The following is a 16,864-nucleotide window of genomic DNA, read 5'->3' as shown; positions in this document are numbered from 1 at the left end:
CGACTGGGGGCGGTCAGCGGATCCGGTGGGCCACGCTCCGGTAGAGCCGTGAGAACTGGGCGCCCACCTCGGCGCGGGAGAACCGCGATCGCACGGTGCTCGCGATAGCTGCCGGGTCGGCGTCGTGGAACCGGTCCCAGGCGAGCTGCACGGCGTCGGCAAGGGCCGGGACGTCCCAGGTGTCCGTGAGGACCGAGTTGGCGGCCGTGCAGTAGTCGTCAAACCCCCCACTCAGGGGGACGGCAGCAGGGCGTCCTGCCGCGATGGCCTCCGCGACTGCCGTGAAGAAGTTCTCCTGCGAGCTGGGCAGGAAGAACACGTGGGCGGCAGCGAGGCGTTCGGCGATCTCTGTCGGGGAAATCGGCCCCGTGAGCTCCACGCGGTCCGCGATGCCCAGAGTGCGGGCCATGACCTGCAGTGTCTCCATGAGAGGACCGTTGCCGATCAGCGTGTAGTGCACGTCCACTCCCCGCCGCACCAGCTCTGCAATGGTTTCCAGCGCCAGGACGGGTTGCTTGCGCTCGATCAGTGCCCCCACGCCCACGAGTCGCAGAGGTGGAGCAGCCGGGAACGGGGCGGCGGGATGAGGATTCTCCACGACGCAGGGAATCACATGGGTGGCACCCGGCCGTGAGAACCGAGCCATTTCCCGGCACAGCTCGTCCGTCACCCCGGTCACGGCGTGGGGCAGTTTCAGTGCGTGCCGCAGCCATGCCAGGCGCTGCCACCAGGGCCCCACGCTGGCCGGATTGACCACACCGTTCCAGTGCTCGGTGTGCACCCACGGCTTGCGACGCAGGAGCCACGGTGCCGCGGCGAAGAGCACGGCGGAGAACGCCATGGTGTGCAGCACGTCCGCACGCCGGAGACCAGCCGCAATGGTCGCCGCGACCTCGGCGTAGCTGCGAGGATCCACGACGTTAAGGGGCACCCTGGTCACGGGGACGCCCTCGTACACCTCCTGTGTGGTGGGCCCGCTGAGGCGTCCGATGACCACATGCACCACCGCGACGTCGTGCCCTGCTTCCTGGAGGGACCGGCAGTGCTCCAGTACGAACGGGGTCCTGCTGGGGGTTTGCGTATCGGGGAACCAGGCGGTGACGACGAGGGAACGCACGGGGCGGTGTCCTTTCGGGCTGGAAGCAGGTGAACGGCACTGCGCAACCATGACTACCACGTTCCGGTGGGGGCGCGCTGGCCCGGGCGCGCTCTCCTTCACCAGAATGCTCTTTCACCGTCGATGTCCGGGCCCTGTCCGGCAGGGCGGGAATCATCGGTCCACACGCCCCGTTGGCGCCCGGGGCGTGGCTTTGACCGTTCACGCACCGGCCCGATATGCTGACAGGTGTTGTTTTGAGTCCGTCCCATCAGGGTTGGACACTGCAGAACACACGGAGACGTGCCAGAGCGGCCGAATGGACTTCACTGCTAATGAAGGGCTCGGATTAACCCCGGGCCGGGGGTTCAAATCCCCCCGTCTCCGCACCGCATGAACGACGACGCCGCCCGGTTCACCCGGGCGGCGTCGTTCGTGTCCGGGCAGATGACGTCACAATCACGCGGTGACGCTCGGATCCACTGTGCGTCCGTCTGCATGGATACACTCCGGAGCAGCACGGCGCCCACCCGCAGCCGACCCCGGTGTGCGTCCTCCGGGCCCGTGCCGGAACGGGAGACGCTGGCATGGGTGCAGCACGGGCACGGACGTGGATCACCGCTGGACTATCGGTCGTGCTGGTGGCCGCCGCGGGACCCGCTGTGGCCGCGCCACCGGACGCAGCGGCGTCGCCAGAGCAGCTGGCCCAGTCGCAGCCGGCCACCGAGGGCGGAGTGGCGTCCCTGGGTCGCGGGGCGGACGCCCAGGGCAGGGTGCTGCCGGAAACCGACAGAATCCTCGTGACGTTCAAGGACCGTGTCTCGGCGGCCGGCATGGACGCCGTGCTCGACGGCGCGCAGCGGAGCACGCAGCTCAGGGCACCGGACGTCGTGCGGACCACGGGCACCGGCGAGACCGTCGTGGAGAGCGAGAAGATGCTCTCGCCCGCCGAGCAGCGGGAAGTGGTGGCCGCCATCGAGGCCGACCCCGCCGTGGAGTCCGCGGAACCCGACCAGATCGTGGTGGGGGCGCTCGCGGCGACTCCTGCCAGGCCCCCGAACGACACGAACTGGAACTACCAGTGGGGCCCGCGCAACATCGGGGTGCCGGGGGCCTGGAGCCAGGCCACCGGGCAGGGCACCGTGATCGGCATCGCGGACACCGGCCAGATCAACCACCCGGATCTCAACGCGAAGGCGGTTCCCGGCTACGACTTCCTCTCGGACACCTACCACTCCCGGGACGGTGACGGGCGGGACCCCAATCCCCAGGACCAGGGGGACTGGAGCCCGGGGCGGCCGTCCTGGTGGCACGGATCGCACGTGGCGGGCATTGCGGCGGCGCAGACGAACAACAGGATGGGAATTGCCGGTGTGGCCCCCGACGCGAGGATCCAGCACGCGCGCGTGCTCGGGGCGGACGGCCGCGGCTACGTCTCTGACATCGCGGACGGTGTGATGTGGTCCGCGGGGATCCCCGTTCCCGGGGTCCCGGTGAACCGGAATCCCGCCGCGGTGGTCAACCTCTCCGAGGCGTGGGACGCGGGCAGCTGCCCGGCGGTGATGCAGCGGGCCATCGACCGGATGCACGCGGTCAACGTGCCGCTCGTGGTCGCCGCGGGCAACGCCGCCAAGAGCGCGAACCTGGCCTCGCCCGCCAACTGCCCGGGCGCCATCGTGGTGGGCGCCACCAGCTACCGCAACCAGCTCACCGGCTACTCCAACTGGGGGCCCATGCTGGACGTAGTGGCCCCCGGCGGGGACGCCGCCTCGCCCATCTGGTCCACGGTCAACACGGGCACGTACTCGATCGGCAGGCCCTCCTACGGTGACCTCAGCGGGACGTCCATGGCCGCGCCCCACGTGGCCGGGACGATCGCGCTGATGAAGGAGCGCAACCCGGGCCTGGGTGTCGAGGCGATCCGCACCACGCTGCGCAACACCGGGACGAACGTGAGCGGCTACCGCAAGGTGGACGCGGCCGCGGCGGCCCGCGCCGTGCCTCGGGCCAAGCCCACGGTGCGCGGTGCGATCGCCACCTACTACAACGCCCACGGCGGTGCGGGTGCCATGGGTGCTCCCACCACCTGGGAGCAGAGCACGGGTGTGGGAGGGGTGGTCCAGACCTTCGTGAAGGACGGGCGGACCACGAAGATCTACTGGTCCCCGGCCACGGATGCGCACCGCGTGGAGACGTGGAAGGGCATCGGGTCCCGGTACGCGCAGCTGGGTGGGCCTGCCGCCCTCGGGCTGCCGTCGAGGGACGAGCTGCCGACCGCCACGGGTGGCGCCTACCAGAACTTCGTGCACCCCGCCACGGGCCGAAGCACCAAGCTCATCTGGAGCAGCGCCACCGGTGCGCAGCCGGTGGTGGAGTCCTCTGCGATCGGCAAGCAGTGGGCCGGCGACGGCCACGAGTCCGGGACCGGCTACCCCACGTCCCCCGAGGTGCGCACGGCCAACGGTGCCTACCAGCAGTTCCGTCACGTGAGCACGGGCAGCCTCACGCGCTACACCTGGACCCGCGCCACGGGGAAGGTGGTCCGGACCCCGGTGCGCTGAGCACCGCTCGACACGGCGGCGCCCCGTTCGGCGGATGCTCCTCACCGCACCGGACGTGCCCGGTGCGCTCCTGACCGGGGCGCGGCCCGGCGCTGGATATCCTGGCAGGCATGGTGATTCAGCAGCGCGTGGTGGTGGTGGGGGCGGGTCCCCGGGGTCTGTCGGTCGTGGAGCGGCTCGTGGCCAGGTCCGCGCACACGGGGGCGCGCGTGCACATCGACCTCGTGGACCCCTTCCCCCCGGGCCCGGGCCACGTGTGGCGCACCGACCAGTCGGACGTGTTCCTCATGAACACCCCCTCCCTGTTCCCCACGGTCCTCGCGGCCCCGGACGCGCTGCAGGTGCCCGCGGTGGCCCCGCTGCGGGGCATGAGCTTCGAGCGGTGGCGCCGCGGCGTCGTCGCCGGGGAGATCACCCCGGTGACCGCGCTGACGCAGCAGCAGCTGCACGCCCTGGCCGAGCTGACGCCGCAGGGCTACCCGCCGCGCGCGGTCTACGGGCGCTACCTGGAGTGGGTGTTCGCCACGCTGCGGGAGAACCTCCCGGACACGGTGCACCTGGAGATCCACCGGGGCGAGGCCGTGGACGCGTGGGTGCGCGCGGACGGCCGGCACCGCTACGGGGTGGAGCTCGCGGGCGGTCTGGTGCTGCCCGCGGACGCGGTGGTGCTCGCGCTCGGGCACCTGGACGCCCACCTGCGTCCCTCCCAGAAGGACCTCGTGGACGGCGCGGCCGAGTACGGGCTCACGTACTGGCCGCCCACGGTGCCGGCGGACGCCTCCTGGTCCGAGCTGCCGAGCGGGGAGACCGTGCTGGTGCGCGGGATGGGCCTGAACTTCTGCGACGCCCTGGCCCGGCTCACCGAGGGCCGCGGCGGCACGTTCGAGGAGGATCCGGAGAACACCGGGCGGCTCGTGTACCGGCCCTCGGGGCGGGAGCCGAAGATCGTGGCGGGGTCCCGGCGCGGCACCCCCTACCGGGCCAAGCCCGTGCTGCGCGGGTACTACGCCGAGTCCCTGGAGACCCGCTTCTTCACTCTGGAGGCCGTCCAGGAGCTGGCCGCCGCATCGCCCGGGACGCTGTCCTTCGAGCGGCAGCTGTGGCCGCTGATCCGCAAGGACGTGATCTGGAACTACTACTCGGTGCTCGCGCGCACCACGCCGGAGGCCTTCCAGGACGACCCCTCCCGGTTCCTGCGGCGCCTCGACGCGATCCTGCGGGACACCGCCGAGCCCAACTGGGCCCACCGCAGCGACGCCCTGATCTCGGACAGCGTGGTCCCGGGCCGCCAGCTGCAGCAGGCCCGACTGGCCCGCCCGTTCGAGGACGTGAGCTTCGCCAGCCACGACGAGTACGCCGCCGCGGTCGTGCACTACCTGGACCGGGACGTGCGCGGCTCGCTGCGCGGCGAGGACGATCCCGTCAAGATGGCGATCGCCTCCCTCAACGCCGCGCGCACCGTGCTCAAGTGCGTGCTCGCCGAGATCGGGATCTCCGACTCCTCCTGGGTGCACGAGCTGCGCCGCCAGTTCGAACCCCTCGTGGAGGGCCTCGCTTCCGGCCCGCCCGTGCTGCGGATCCAGCAGCTCGCGGCACTCACCCGCGCGGGCGTGGTCCGCTTCCTGGGCCCGGAGCCCCGCTTCGTGGTGGACCGCTCGGAGGGCTGCTTCGTGGCGGCGTCCCCGTGGGTGGAGGACGCCCCGTGGCGCTCGCGGTGGCTCATCGAGGCCATGTCTCCCACCAACGACGTCCACCGCAACATCTCCCCGCTGCTCAGCCACATGCACGAGCGCGGCCTGGTGCGCGCCAAGCTCATGGAGACCCACGACGGCGCGAGCCCGGAGACCAGCACCGGTCTGGACGTCAGCGCGCAGCGGGCGCGCGGCGCCAGGGACGATGACGCCGCCTCGCGGGCCTTCGTCTACCGCGCCGTGGGTGCCAAGGACCACGCGGAGCAGGGGATCTACGTGATCGGCCTGCAGCTGTCCTCGGTGCAGTGGGGGGTGGCCATCGCGGCCGAGGCGGAGTCCCCGGCGCACCTCGGGGCGCGCACGATCGCGGACGCGGACCAGATCGCGCAGGACGTCCTCGCCGGCGCGCAGCCGTGAGCCGGGCACCCGGGGGCGCGGGCGGCGTCGTCCTGGGCCCGGGTGCTCAGCCCAGCACGGCGCGTGCGGTGCGCTCGTCCGTGACCAGGTGGGAGACGTAGCCGGCCTGCAGGGCCGCGCGCAGCACTGGCACCTTGGCGGTGCCGCCGGCCACGCAGATCCGGATCTCCTTCTGCCGCAGCTCGTCCAGAGGCAGGGACACGGTGCGCTCGTCCAGGGCGGGCACGGCCGGGGCGCCGTGGGCGTCGATGAAGTGGGAGCACAGGTCGCCCACCGCGCTGCGGGCCACGGCCTCGCGCTCGCGGGCCGTGAGATAGTCCCGCACGAGCACGGGGGAGTCCTCGGCCACCGAGCCCACCGTGAACAGGGCGGTCCGTGCGCTGCGGCCCAGGTCCAGCACGTACCTGATGTGGCGGTCCTGCTCCACCACGCGCTTGACCTCGGGGCTGTCGAAGAGCACGGGCAGGGGCAGGGTGTGCGGGTAGGCGCCGAACGCGGCGCACAGCAGCCGCACCGTCTCGTGGTGGCCCGCCAGGGGTGAGGTGAGGCCGCTACCACCCTTGAGCTGCACCATGTGCACCCCGCTGCGCGGCTGCGGGGTGAGGGCCTGCGCCACGGCGCGCATCGTGCGCCCCCACGTGATGCCCACGAGGTCCCCGTCCGCCACGTTCTCCTCGAGCACCTGGGCGCCCATGCCGCCGAGCTCGTGCAGCAGCTCGTCGTCGGTGTCCGCGGCGGCCACCACGCGCGCCTGGGTGAGCCCGAAGCGCAGGCACAGCTCCCGCCCCACGTCCGAGGAGACAGCACGCGGATCGCGGATCTCGATGCTCACGAAGCCGCGGTCCTTCGCGTGCTGCAGCAGCTTGGAGACCGTGGGGCGGGAGATCGACAGCTGCCGGGCCACGTCCGCCTGCGCGAGGCCGCGCTGGTAGTACAGCCGGGCCACCTCCAGGGACTGCGCGTCCCGGGCGCTCAGCCGCATGCGGCGCACCCTCTCGTCACGCGCGAGGCCACGCTAGAGGCCCATGATCACGCCGACGAGCGCGGCGTTGAGCATGTTGGTGAGGAAGCCGCCGAACAGCGCGAACAGGCCCATCTTGGCCACGTCCCCGCGACGGTCCGGGGCGAGCCCGCCGATGGAGCCGATCTGGATGGCGATCGAGGAGAGGTTGGCGAAGCCGGCCAGGGCGAACGTGGTGATCAGCACGGACTGGGGATCCATGCTGGGGATCGCGGGACCGAACGAGGTGTAGCCCACGAACTCGTTGAGGATGGTCTTCTGGCCGATGAAGTTGCCCACCTGCGCGGCGTCCTGCCACGGCACGCCGATGGCCCACGCGAGCGGCGCGAAGATGATGCCGAACAGACCCTCCAGGGACCACCCCTCGAAGCCGAACAGCGAGCCGGCCCACCCGAGCACGGAGGAGACCAGGGCGATCAGGGCGATGAACGCGATCAGCAGGCAGCCCACGATCACGGCGATCCGCCCACCGTTGAGGGCACCCGTGCCGATCGCGTCGATGAGGTTCTTGGACTCGGTGTCCCGCACTTTGAGGGCGTTCACGGACGCCACGGACTTCTCGGTCTCCGGCATCAGGGCCTTGGCCACCAGCAGGGAGCCGGGGGCGTTCATGACCGATGCCGCGAGCAGGTAGGGCAGCGGGGCGCCCAGCAGGGAGTAGCCCACCAGGGTGGAGCCCGCGGCGGCGGCGAAACCGCCGGTCATGCACGCGAACAGCTCGGAGCGCGTGAGCTTGCTCAGGTACGGCTTGATCATCAGGGGCGCCTCGCTCTGGCCCAGGAAGATCACGGTGGAGGCGAACACGGACTCGATCTTGGACGTGCCCATGATCTTGTTCAGCACGGTGCCCAGCACGTGCACGAACACCTGGATGATCCTCAGGTAGTACAGCGCGCTGATGAGCGCGCCCAGGAAGATGATCACCGGCAGCACGTTGAGCGCGAAGACGAAGCCGTTCTTCTCGTCCATGAGCGGGCCGAAGACGAACGTGGTGCCCTCGTTGGTGAAGCCGATGAGGCCCTGCACCAGGTCGGAGAACCACTTCAGGGCCTCGAAGCCCGGGCCCCACTTGAGGATCAGCAGCGCCACGCCCACCTGCAGGGCCAGCCCCACGGCGAGGGTGCGCCACTTGATGGCGCTGCGCTGACGGGAGAGGAGAACGATGATGCCCAGGATCAGGAAGATCCCGATCAGGCCCTGGAAACGGTCCACGGTGACCCCAGCTTTCGATTCACGGCACCGCGGCGGCTCTGCCGCGGTGCGAACATTTGTCAAAACTATAGTTGCCAGATTTTCCGAAACCGCGCATAGGATTGACGGTGAGTCGTGTCGCGGGCGCGCACCCGCACCAGCACGGCGCCGCATCTGAACGAGGGAGTGAACACGATGGTCGAAGCGTTCGACGCCGTTGACGTCATCCGCATGAAGAGGGACCGCGGGACCCTGTCCCCCGAGGCCATCGACTGGGTGATCGACGCCTACACGCGCGGCGTGGTGGCGGACGAGCAGATGTCCGCCCTGGCCATGGCCATCTTCCTCAACGGGATGGACCGTACCGAGATCTCCCGCTGGACGCAGGCCATGATCGACTCCGGCGAGCGCATGAACTTCAAGGCCCTCTCCCGGCCCACCGCGGACAAGCACTCCACGGGTGGCGTGGGGGACAAGATCACCCTCCCGCTCGCCCCGCTGGTCGCGAGCTTCGGGGTGGCCGTGCCGCAGCTCTCGGGCCGCGGCCTGGGCCACACGGGCGGCACCCTGGACAAGATGGAGGCCATCCCGGGGTGGCGCGCGGACCTTTCCAACGAGCGCATGATGGAGATCCTGGACACCGTGGGTGCGGTGATCTGCGCCGCGGGCAGCGGCCTGGCACCGGCGGACAAGAAGCTCTACGCGCTGCGTGACACCACCTCCACGGTCGAGTGCATCCCGCTGATCGCGTCCTCCATCATGTCCAAGAAGATCGCCGAGGGCACCGGCGCCCTGGTGCTGGACGTCAAGACCGGCCCGGGCGCGTTCATGAAGTCCGAGCAGGACGCCCGGGAGCTCGCGCGCACCATGGTGGACCTCGGCAAGGACCACGGGGTGGACACCGTCGCGCTGCTCACGGACATGTCCCGCCCGCTCGGGCGCACCGTGGGCAACGCCCTGGAGGTGCGCGAGTCGGTGGAGGTGCTCGCCGGGGGCGGGCCGAGCGACGTCGTGCGCCTGACCGTGGCGCTCGCGCGGGAGATGCTCGCCGCGGCCGGTGTGAAGGATGCGGACGTCGAGGCCGCGCTGCAGGACGGGCGCGCCATGGACGCCTGGAAGGCCATGGTGGCCGCGCAGGGCGGTGACCCTGAGGCCCCGCTGCCGGAGGCGAAGCACACGCAGGACGTGCTGGCCGAGACGGACGGCGTGCTCACCGAGATGGACGCGATGTCCGTGGGTGTGGCGTCGTGGCGCCTCGGTGCCGGCCGTGCCCGGCAGGGCGATCCCGTGCAGGCCGGCGCCGGTGTGGAGATCCACGCGGTGCCCGGTGAGCGCGTCACCAGGGGGCAGAAGCTGTTCACCCTGCACACGGACACCCCCGAGCGCTTCGAGCGCGCCCTGGAGTCCCTGTCCGGGGGCGCCACCATCGATCCCGACGCCGCGGAGGGCACCGGCGCCCGCGAGGACGTGGTGATCGACCGGATCGCCTGAGCGCGCTCCCCGCCCCGCCGTGCGTACGGCGTACCCCACGACCGCTGCCGCCCACCGTGCGGCAGCCCCACGAACCACCAAGGAGAACCACATGATCACCCGCGCAGAGCTCGCCGCCATGGTCGACCACACCCTGCTCAAGCCCGAGTCCACCGCGGAGCAGGTGGCGGAGCTGGCCCGCGAGGCCGGGGAACTGGGCACCTACTCCATCTGCGTCTCGCCGTCCCGCCTGGACGTGGAGCTGCCCGAGGGCGTGAAGCTCGCCACCGTGTGCGGCTTCCCGTCCGGGGCGCACCCCTCCGAGGTCAAGGCAGTGGAGGCCGCGGACTCCGTGGCCCAGGGCGCGGACGAGGTGGACATGGTCATCAACCTCGGCCTCGCGATGGACGGGGACTGGGACGGTGTGCGCGAGGACATCGAGGCCGTTCGTGCCGCGTGCCCCGAGCCCACCGTCCTGAAGGTCATCATCGAGTCCGCCGCGCTGAGCGACGAGCAGATTGTCGCCGCGTGCCAGGCGGCGGAGGTCGCCGGAGCGGACTTCGTGAAGACCTCCACGGGCTTCCACCCCGCCGGTGGCGCGAGTGTGGAGGCCGTGCGCCTCATGGCGCAGACCGTCGGCGATCGCCTCGGGGTGAAGGCCTCGGGCGGCATCCGCACCACGGAGGCCGCGCTCGCCATGGTCGAGGCCGGAGCAACCCGCCTGGGGCTCTCCGGCACACGTTCGGTACTGGAAGGACTGGATTCCTGATGAACATCCAGCTTGTCGACCGCGTCCAGCAGTGGCTGGACCACGATCCCGACGACGCCACGCGCGCCGAGCTCCACAGCCTGCTGGAGCAGGCCCGGGGCGGGGACGAGAATGCGCTCGCGGACCTCGAGTCCCGGTTCCAGGGCCCGCTGGTCTTCGGCACGGCCGGGCTGCGCGCCGCGGTCGGTGCGGGGGAGTCCCGCATGAACCGTGCCGTGGTGATCCGTGCGAGTGCCGGGCTGGCCTCGTTCCTGCTGGACCGCGTGGGCCCGGAGCCCCTCGTGGTGGTGGGCTGCGACGCCCGCCACGGCTCCGAGGACTTCGCCGCCGACGCCGCAGCGGTCTTCGCCGCGGCCGGGTGCCGCGCCGTGCGCCTGCCCGCCCAGCTGCCCACGCCCCTCGTGGCGTTCGCGGTGCGCGAGCTCGGCGCGGACGCCGGCGTGATGGTCACGGCCTCCCACAACCCGCCCGCCGACAACGGCTACAAGGTCTACCTCGGCGGCCGCGCCGTGGACACCGACGACGAGAAGGGCGTGCAGATCGTCCCGCCGGACGACGCCCGGATCGCCGAGCGCATCGCGGCCACGCCCTTCGCGGACGAGGTCCCCCGGGACCCCGAGGCCGTGAGCACCGCCGACGACGCCGTGCTCGAGCACTACGTGCAGCGCGCCTCCTCGCTGCGGGCCGGTTCCGAGACCTCCCAGGACATCTCCATCGCCCTGACCCCCATGCACGGCGTGGGGCTCGGCACCGCCCTGCGCGTGCTCGACGCCGCCGGGTTCCGCAACGTCTCGGTGGTCGCCGAGCAGGCGGAGCCGGACCCGGACTTCCCCACGGTAGCGTTCCCCAACCCGGAGGAGCCGGGAGCCATGGACCTGCTCATGGCACTCGCCGCTCGCGAGAACTGCGACGTGGCCATTGCCATGGACCCGGACGCGGACCGCTGCGCCGTGGCCATCCCCACGGGAGCGGGCACGGGCGATCCCGCCCAGGACTGGCGCCGCCTCAGCGGTGACGAGCTCGGGGCGCTGCTCGGTGAGGACGCGGCCTCCGACCCGGACCGGTCCGGGGGCACCCTGGCGTGCTCGATCGTCTCGGGCCGGCTGCTCGGACGGATCGCCGAGCGCCACGGGCTCTCCTTCCGCCAGACCCTCACCGGGTTCAAGTGGATCGCCCGCACCCCGGGGCTGCGCTTCGGCTACGAGGAGGCGATCGGCTACTGCACCGATCCCACCGCCGTCCGCGACAAGGACGGCGTGTCCACCGCGGTGCGCGTGGCCTCGCTGGTGGCCGGGCTCAAGCAGCGCGGCTCCACCGTGCAGCAGGAGCTGGACCGGCTGGCCCACATGCACGGGCTCTACGCCACCGCGCCCCTCACGTTCCGCGTGGCGGACCTCTCCCTGATCACCCGCGGCATGCAGCGGCTGCGGGAGAACCCGCCCACGGAGCTCGCGGGGTCCCCGATCGCCGAGTTCGTGGACCTGGCCAAGGGTGGGCCCGAGATGCTGCCCACCGAGGGCATCCTCATGCGCACCGAGGCCGACGACCGCGTGATCGTGCGCCCCTCCGGCACCGAGCCCAAGCTCAAGTGCTACCTGGAGGTCGTGCTGCCGGTGCTCGACGGCGATCCCGTGCCGCGCGAGGACGCCGCCCAGCGGCTGCAGCAGATCAGCACGCAGCTGCGGGAGGTCGTGGGTCTCTGACCCGCGGTCCCCGGACACGGAGGAAGCCCCTGCCCCTTGGAACTCCAGGGGGCAGGGGCTTCGTGGTTGGCGGAAGGTAAGGGATTTGAACCCTTGGTACGGGGTTACCGCACACTGGTTTTCAAGACCAGCTCCTTAGGCCGCTCGGACAACCTTCCCTCCGTCCGTCGCGGGCCTCGCGCCCGCGACGGACGAGTCGCCATTATTCCACGGCCCGCGCCCGCCGGGCCAATGCCGCAGCACGGGCCCGGTCCGGGGGACGACGCCGCCCACCGGGGTGCCGCGCCCACGTCACGCGCCGTCGTCGGCACCCGGGTGCCGCCGTTGCGCGGAGGGGGAACAGCGGCGTCGTGCGCTGGTGCTCCCGGCCCGTGCGGCGTGAGGATGGACGGGACGAGACGACGAGTGGAAGGAAGTCCCATGCGTGCAGTGCGCGACCTGGAATCCGGCGGACCCGAGGTCCTCACGGTGAGCGAGGTGCCCGAGCCGGAGCTCACGGCCGGTGGAGTGCTGATCGAGGTGGCCGCCGCGGGGCTCAACCGCGCCGACGTCCTGCAGCGCCAGGGCCACTACCCCGTGCCCCCGGACGCCACGGACGTGTTCGGGCTGGAGGTCTCCGGCACGGTGCTGGAGCTGGGGGAGGACGTCCCGGCCGACGCCGGACTGAGCGTGGGTGATCCCGTGGTGGCCCTCGTGGACTCGGGCGGCTACGCCGAGCGGGTGCTCGCCCCGTGGCCGCAGGTGCTCCCGCTGCCCGAGGGTGTGGACCCGGTGGCGGCCGCGGGACTGCCCGAGGTGGCGGCCACCGTGTTCTCCAACGTGTTCATGGCCGCCGCGGCACGCGAGGGCGAGACGCTGCTCGTGCACGGGGGCGCCGGCGGGATCGGCACCCACGCGATCCAGGTGGCCCGTGCCCTCGGCATGACCGTGCTGGCCACCGTGGGCAGCGAGGAGAAGGCCCGGGTGGTCGAGGAGCTGGGTGCCACGCCCATCCGCTACCGGGACGAGGACTTCGTGGCCCGGGTCGAGGAGCTCACCGACGGCCGCGGCGCGGACGTGATCCTGGACGTGGTGGGCGCGAAGTACCTGGACCCCAACCTCCGGGCGGTGGCCACGAACGGGCGCATCGTGATCATCGGCATGCAGGGCGGTGCCACGGGCGAGCTGCACGTGGGGCGGCTGCTTCAGAAGCGCGCGGCGGTGATCGGCACGACCCTCCGGGCGCGCCCCGCCGCGGAGAAGGCGGCCATCATGGCGGCGGTGCGCGAGCACGTCTGGCCCCTCGTGGCCGCGGGTCGGGTGCGCCCGCTGGTGTCCCGCACGTTCCCGCTGGAGCAGGTCCGCGAGGCCCACGAGTACTTCGACAGCGGCTCGCACGTGGGCAAGGTGCTGCTGAGCATGTGATGCGCCCGCGGCGCCGGGCGGGGTCACCGGGGTGGGCACGTGGCGCGGCTCGCATACAATCGTGCGGGCAATCACACGCGGCACCCAGCGTGTCGGCACGACCTTCGGAGCCTTCCCCATGAGCACCACACACCGTCAGCCCGCGGGGGCACCCCGCCCCGCCGGAGGAGGTCCGAGCGACCTCCCGCCCAACCACGTGGATCCCGAGATGCTCGACCGCGAGCAGACCCGGTGGACCCCGCTGCGGATCGCCCTGTGGGTGGCCGTGGCCCTGCTGGGCGGGATCGCCTGGGCCATGATCGCATTCGCACGCGGCGAGTCCATCAACGCCATCTGGTTCGTGTTCGCCGCCGTGTGCAGCTACTTCATCGCGTACCGCTTCTACTCCAAGTTCATCGAGATGAAGCTGACCCGTCCGGACGACCGGCGGGCCACCCCGGCGGAGTACCACGCCAACGGCAAGGACTTCCTGCCCACGGACCGGCGCGTGCTCTACGGCCACCACTTCGCGGCCATCGCCGGGGCGGGTCCGCTCGTGGGTCCCGTCCTGGCCGCCCAGATGGGGTACCTGCCCGGGACCATCTGGATCATCGTGGGCGTGATCCTCGCCGGGGCGGTGCAGGACTACCTCGTGCTGTTCTTCTCGATGCGCCGCGGTGGCCGCTCGCTGGGTCAGATGGCTCGAGAGGAGCTCGGGGTGGTGGGCGGCTACGCCGCGATCATCGCCACGCTGTCCATCATGGTGATCATCGTGGCGATCCTCGCGCTGGTGGTCGTCAACGCCCTGGGCGAGTCCCCGTGGGGCGTGTTCTCGGTGGGCATGACCATCCCCATCGCCCTGTTCATGGGCGTCTACCTGCGCTACCTGCGCCCGGGGAAGGTCATGGAGGTCTCCGTGATCGGCTTCGTGCTGCTCATGGCGGCGATCGTGGGCGGCGGCTGGGTCGCGGACACCGAGCTCGGCGCGCAGCTGTTCACACTGGACCGCGTCACGCTCGCGTGGTGCGTGATCGGCTACGGCTTCGTGGCAGCCGTGCTGCCGGTGTGGCTGCTGCTGTCCCCGCGCGACTACCTCTCCACGTTCATGAAGGTGGGCACCATTGTGCTGCTCGCCGCCGCGATCGTGGTGGTGCGCCCCGAGATCACCGTTCCCGCGGTCAGCGAGTTCGCGAGCCGCACGGACGGGCCGGCCTTCACCGGGTCCCTGTTCCCGTTCCTGTTCGTGACCATCGCGTGCGGGGCGCTGTCCGGGTTCCACGCGCTGATCGCCTCGGGCACCACTCCCAAGATGATCGAGAAGGAGCGCCAGGCGCGTTTCATCGGCTACGGCGGCATGCTCATGGAGTCCTTCGTGGCCATCATGGCGCTCGTCGCGGCCGTGTCGATCGACCGCGGGATCTACTTCGCCATGAACGCCTCCCCGGCGGCCACCATGGGCACCGTGGAGGGCGCCGCCGCGTTCGTGAACTCGCTCGGACTCTCGGGCGTGCACGTGACCCCCGAGCTGCTGCAGGGCACCGCGGACGCCGTGGGGGAGGAGACCATCGTCTCCCGCACCGGCGGCGCCCCCACCCTGGCCGTGGGGCTGTCTCACATCATGCAGCAGTGGTTCGGCGGGGCCTCCATGATGAGCTTCTGGTACCACTTCGCCATCATGTTCGAGGCGCTGTTCATCCTCACCGCGGTGGACGCGGGCACCCGCGTGGCCCGGTTCATGCTCACGGACACCCTGGGCAACTTCTTCCCCAAGTTCCGGGACGTGAACTGGCGGGCCGGGGCGTGGCTCACCACCGCGATCATGGTGGCGGGCTGGGGCTCGATCCTCATCCTGGGAGTCACGGATCCGCTGGGCGGGATCAACACGTTCTTCCCGCTGTTCGGCATCGCCAACCAGCTGCTCGCGGCGATCGCCCTGGCCGTGTGCCTCGCCATCGCCGCCAACCAGGGGCGCTTCCGGTACCTGTGGATCATCCTGGTTCCGCTCGTGTTCGACGTGGTGGTCACCGTGACCGGCTCGTGGTTCAAGATCTTCTCCCCGGATCCCAAGGTGGGCTACTGGGCCAACCACGTGGCGTTCAAGGACGCCCTCGCCCAGGGCAGGACGAGTTTCGGCACCGCCAAGTCCGTGGAGGCCATGGAGGCGGTGGTGCGCAACACGTTCGTGCAGGGCACCCTGTCCATCCTGTTCGTGGTGCTCACCATCGTCGTGGTGGTCATGGCCACCCTGGAGACGGTCCGGGCGGTGCGGGGACGCGGCCGCGGCGGGAACGAGGACCCGTTCGTGGAGTCCCGGTTCTACGCGCCGTCGGGCCTGGTGGCCACCCCCTCCGAGAAGGCCCTCGAGAAGCAGTGGCAGGCGCTGCCCCTCGAGCAGCGCACCCCCACGGGCGGGGGCCACTGATGCCCGGCACGAGCCCGGCCCCGCTACTCGCGCGGGCGGCGGGCTGGTGCCGGGCGGCGGTGCGCTTCGGCAACGGGGTGCTGGGCGCGGACCGGTACGAGCGCTACCTGCAGTATCACCGCGCGAGCGGCAGCGACCAGCCGCCCATGACGGAACGCGAGTTCTGGCGCGACTGGCAGGACTGGCAGGACGCCCACCCCGAGGGCCGGTGCTGCTGAGGCGGTAGCATGAACCGCTGCCCGAGGGTGCGGGACGCGGATGCGGAAGAGGGATGACGGTGGGTTTCTTCGGTGACTACAGGGCCTCGCGCCGGGACGAGCGGGAGCTGGGCGAGGGCGTGTGGCGCCGCGCCCACGACCGTTTCAAGCGCGGCCTGGACCGCTACCACCAGATCCTCGAGTCGGTGCGCGACCCCGAGCTGCGCGCCGCGGCCGTGCCCGTGGCCAACGAGCTGGCTGAGCTGCTGCCGCGGGTCCGGGCCGTGTGCACCGAGGCCCACACCCGCGCGCCCTCCCAGACGCAGGACATCCCCCATTCCACGTCCGGCTACCTCTCGGACGTCCACCGGCAGCTCTCGCGGGCCGGCAACTCGATGGCCCAGACCGCCGAGGCCCTGACGATGGCGCGCTTTGCCGCGCAGGGCGTCCCCCGCGCGGCAGCGGCGTCGTGTCCCCGGCATGACGCCGCCCGCGCGGCTCCCGCGGGCGCGGAACCGGCCGCGGGCTCGCCCCTGGGGTCGGATGCAGGGCCGGTCTCCCCGGAACCTGCCCCGACAGTGCCCGGCGCTGAACGGGGCGGGGCGGCCGAGCGGGGCGGGGCGGCCGAGACGGCCCGCCCGACCGCGGAACCCGCCGCGCCGGGTGAGAGCCCGGCTTCCGGGCGGAGTACGAACCCCTCCCTCGACTCGATCCGGCGCCGCTGCGCGGTGGTCGAGGACTACGTGGTGGCGGCCGAGGCGCTGATGGCGGACCACCCGCAGGGCCCGGCAGCGCGCTGAGCCGGACAGGGACGATGCCCGGACAGGTCTCCCGCTCCCCGGCCGCCGTGGCCGGTGGAAAACCCGTCCGGGGCACCGTTGTGTCCCCTGTGACGGACGTCGCGGCGGCCTGGGCCGCGACAACCTGCCGACGATGTTATAAA

Annotated in this window: 12 protein-coding genes and 2 tRNA genes; 10 read left to right on the top strand and 4 right to left on the bottom strand. The window is 71.6% G+C overall.

Features of this window, described 5'->3' with window-relative positions:
- Nucleotides 1–13: 13 nt before the first annotated feature.
- Nucleotides 14–1,117, bottom strand: a complete 1,104-nt coding sequence (locus DNL27_RS10295; RefSeq protein ID WP_041297409.1) for a glycosyltransferase — start codon at nt 1,115–1,117, stop codon at nt 14–16.
- Nucleotides 1,118–1,393: 276 nt separating this feature from the next.
- Here DNL27_RS10295 and DNL27_RS10290 point away from each other — a divergent pair.
- The 3 genes from DNL27_RS10290 to DNL27_RS10280 all read left to right on the top strand — a co-directional run bounded on the left by DNL27_RS10290 (nt 1,394) and on the right by DNL27_RS10280 (nt 5,765).
- A tRNA-Ser gene (locus DNL27_RS10290) sits at nt 1,394–1,483 on the top strand.
- Nucleotides 1,484–1,731: 248 nt separating this feature from the next.
- Entirely contained in the window at nt 1,732–3,657 is a 1,926-nt protein-coding gene (locus tag DNL27_RS10285; RefSeq protein ID WP_226905842.1) for a S8 family serine peptidase, read from the top strand.
- Nucleotides 3,658–3,767: 110 nt separating this feature from the next.
- Nucleotides 3,768–5,765 (top strand): FAD/NAD(P)-binding protein, encoded by a 1,998-nt coding sequence (locus DNL27_RS10280; RefSeq protein ID WP_012398962.1) that lies wholly within the window; start codon nt 3,768–3,770, stop codon nt 5,763–5,765.
- Nucleotides 5,766–5,811: 46 nt separating this feature from the next.
- Here DNL27_RS10280 and DNL27_RS10275 read toward each other — a convergent pair whose 3' ends face one another.
- Together DNL27_RS10275 and DNL27_RS10270 are read right to left on the bottom strand one after the other, a co-directional pair.
- The gene (locus tag DNL27_RS10275; protein WP_012398961.1) at nt 5,812–6,747 is read right to left on the bottom strand and encodes a sugar-binding transcriptional regulator; all 936 of its coding nucleotides are present in this window, start codon (nt 6,745–6,747) and stop codon (nt 5,812–5,814) included.
- A gap of 33 nt (nt 6,748–6,780) precedes the next feature.
- Complete coding sequence (locus DNL27_RS10270) at nt 6,781–7,998, bottom strand: NupC/NupG family nucleoside CNT transporter (protein WP_041297408.1); 1,218 nt, start codon at nt 7,996–7,998, stop codon at nt 6,781–6,783.
- Nucleotides 7,999–8,172: 174 nt separating this feature from the next.
- Between DNL27_RS10270 and DNL27_RS10265 the strand changes: the two genes are divergently transcribed.
- From DNL27_RS10265 to DNL27_RS10255, 3 genes are all read left to right on the top strand, one after another.
- Nucleotides 8,173–9,468, top strand: coding sequence for a thymidine phosphorylase (locus DNL27_RS10265; protein ID WP_012398959.1), 1,296 nt, complete (start codon nt 8,173–8,175; stop codon nt 9,466–9,468).
- Between the two features lie 91 nt (nt 9,469–9,559).
- Nucleotides 9,560–10,216: a deoxyribose-phosphate aldolase gene (gene deoC / locus DNL27_RS10260; RefSeq protein ID WP_012398958.1), complete on the top strand. Its 657-nt coding sequence runs from the start codon at nt 9,560–9,562 to the stop codon at nt 10,214–10,216.
- Nucleotides 10,216–11,919 carry a phospho-sugar mutase gene (locus DNL27_RS10255; protein WP_112235485.1) on the top strand — a complete coding sequence of 568 codons (1,704 nt, stop codon included), beginning with the start codon at nt 10,216–10,218 and terminating at the stop codon, nt 11,917–11,919. Before deoC ends, DNL27_RS10255 begins: the two co-directional genes overlap by 1 nt.
- Nucleotides 11,920–11,986: 67 nt before the next feature.
- On the opposite strand, the gene DNL27_RS10250 is transcribed toward DNL27_RS10255, so the two are convergent.
- A tRNA-Ser gene (locus tag DNL27_RS10250) sits at nt 11,987–12,077 on the bottom strand.
- 262 nt (nt 12,078–12,339) lie between these two features.
- Between DNL27_RS10250 and DNL27_RS10245 the strand changes: the two genes are divergently transcribed.
- From DNL27_RS10245 to DNL27_RS12645, 4 genes are all read left to right on the top strand, one after another.
- Nucleotides 12,340–13,323: an NAD(P)H-quinone oxidoreductase gene (locus DNL27_RS10245; protein ID WP_112235484.1), complete on the top strand. Its 984-nt coding sequence runs from the start codon at nt 12,340–12,342 to the stop codon at nt 13,321–13,323.
- Nucleotides 13,324–13,441: 118 nt separating this feature from the next.
- Entirely contained in the window at nt 13,442–15,724 is a 2,283-nt protein-coding gene (locus tag DNL27_RS10240) for a carbon starvation CstA family protein (protein WP_058955591.1), read from the top strand.
- Nucleotides 15,724–15,942, top strand: a complete 219-nt coding sequence (locus DNL27_RS10235; protein WP_012398954.1) for a YbdD/YjiX family protein — start codon at nt 15,724–15,726, stop codon at nt 15,940–15,942. Before DNL27_RS10240 ends, DNL27_RS10235 begins: the two co-directional genes overlap by 1 nt.
- Nucleotides 15,943–15,995: 53 nt before the next feature.
- Complete coding sequence (locus DNL27_RS12645) at nt 15,996–16,721, top strand: hypothetical protein (protein WP_112235483.1); 726 nt, start codon at nt 15,996–15,998, stop codon at nt 16,719–16,721.
- Nucleotides 16,722–16,864 lie beyond the last annotated feature (143 nt).

This window comes from Kocuria sp. BT304 (assembly GCF_003290245.1).
GTDB lineage: Bacteria > Actinomycetota > Actinomycetes > Actinomycetales > Micrococcaceae > Kocuria > Kocuria rhizophila_A.
Note: the sequence above shows the minus strand (reverse complement) of the source record. Positions and strands in the feature narration are given on the sequence as shown.

Coding starts and splice junctions, on each gene's coding strand:
- DNL27_RS10280 (WP_012398962.1), top strand. CDS start 3,768: ATGGTGATTCAGCAGCGCGTGGTGGTGGTGGGGGCGGGTCCCCGGGGT.
- DNL27_RS10275 (WP_012398961.1), bottom strand. CDS start 6,747: ATGCGGCTGAGCGCCCGGGACGCGCAGTCCCTGGAGGTGGCCCGGCTG.
- DNL27_RS10265 (WP_012398959.1), top strand. CDS start 8,173: ATGGTCGAAGCGTTCGACGCCGTTGACGTCATCCGCATGAAGAGGGAC.
- deoC (WP_012398958.1), top strand. CDS start 9,560: ATGATCACCCGCGCAGAGCTCGCCGCCATGGTCGACCACACCCTGCTC.
- DNL27_RS10255 (WP_112235485.1), top strand. CDS start 10,216: ATGAACATCCAGCTTGTCGACCGCGTCCAGCAGTGGCTGGACCACGAT.
- DNL27_RS10245 (WP_112235484.1), top strand. CDS start 12,340: ATGCGTGCAGTGCGCGACCTGGAATCCGGCGGACCCGAGGTCCTCACG.
- DNL27_RS10240 (WP_058955591.1), top strand. CDS start 13,442: ATGAGCACCACACACCGTCAGCCCGCGGGGGCACCCCGCCCCGCCGGA.
- DNL27_RS10235 (WP_012398954.1), top strand. CDS start 15,724: ATGCCCGGCACGAGCCCGGCCCCGCTACTCGCGCGGGCGGCGGGCTGG.
- DNL27_RS12645 (WP_112235483.1), top strand. CDS start 15,996: ATGACGGTGGGTTTCTTCGGTGACTACAGGGCCTCGCGCCGGGACGAG.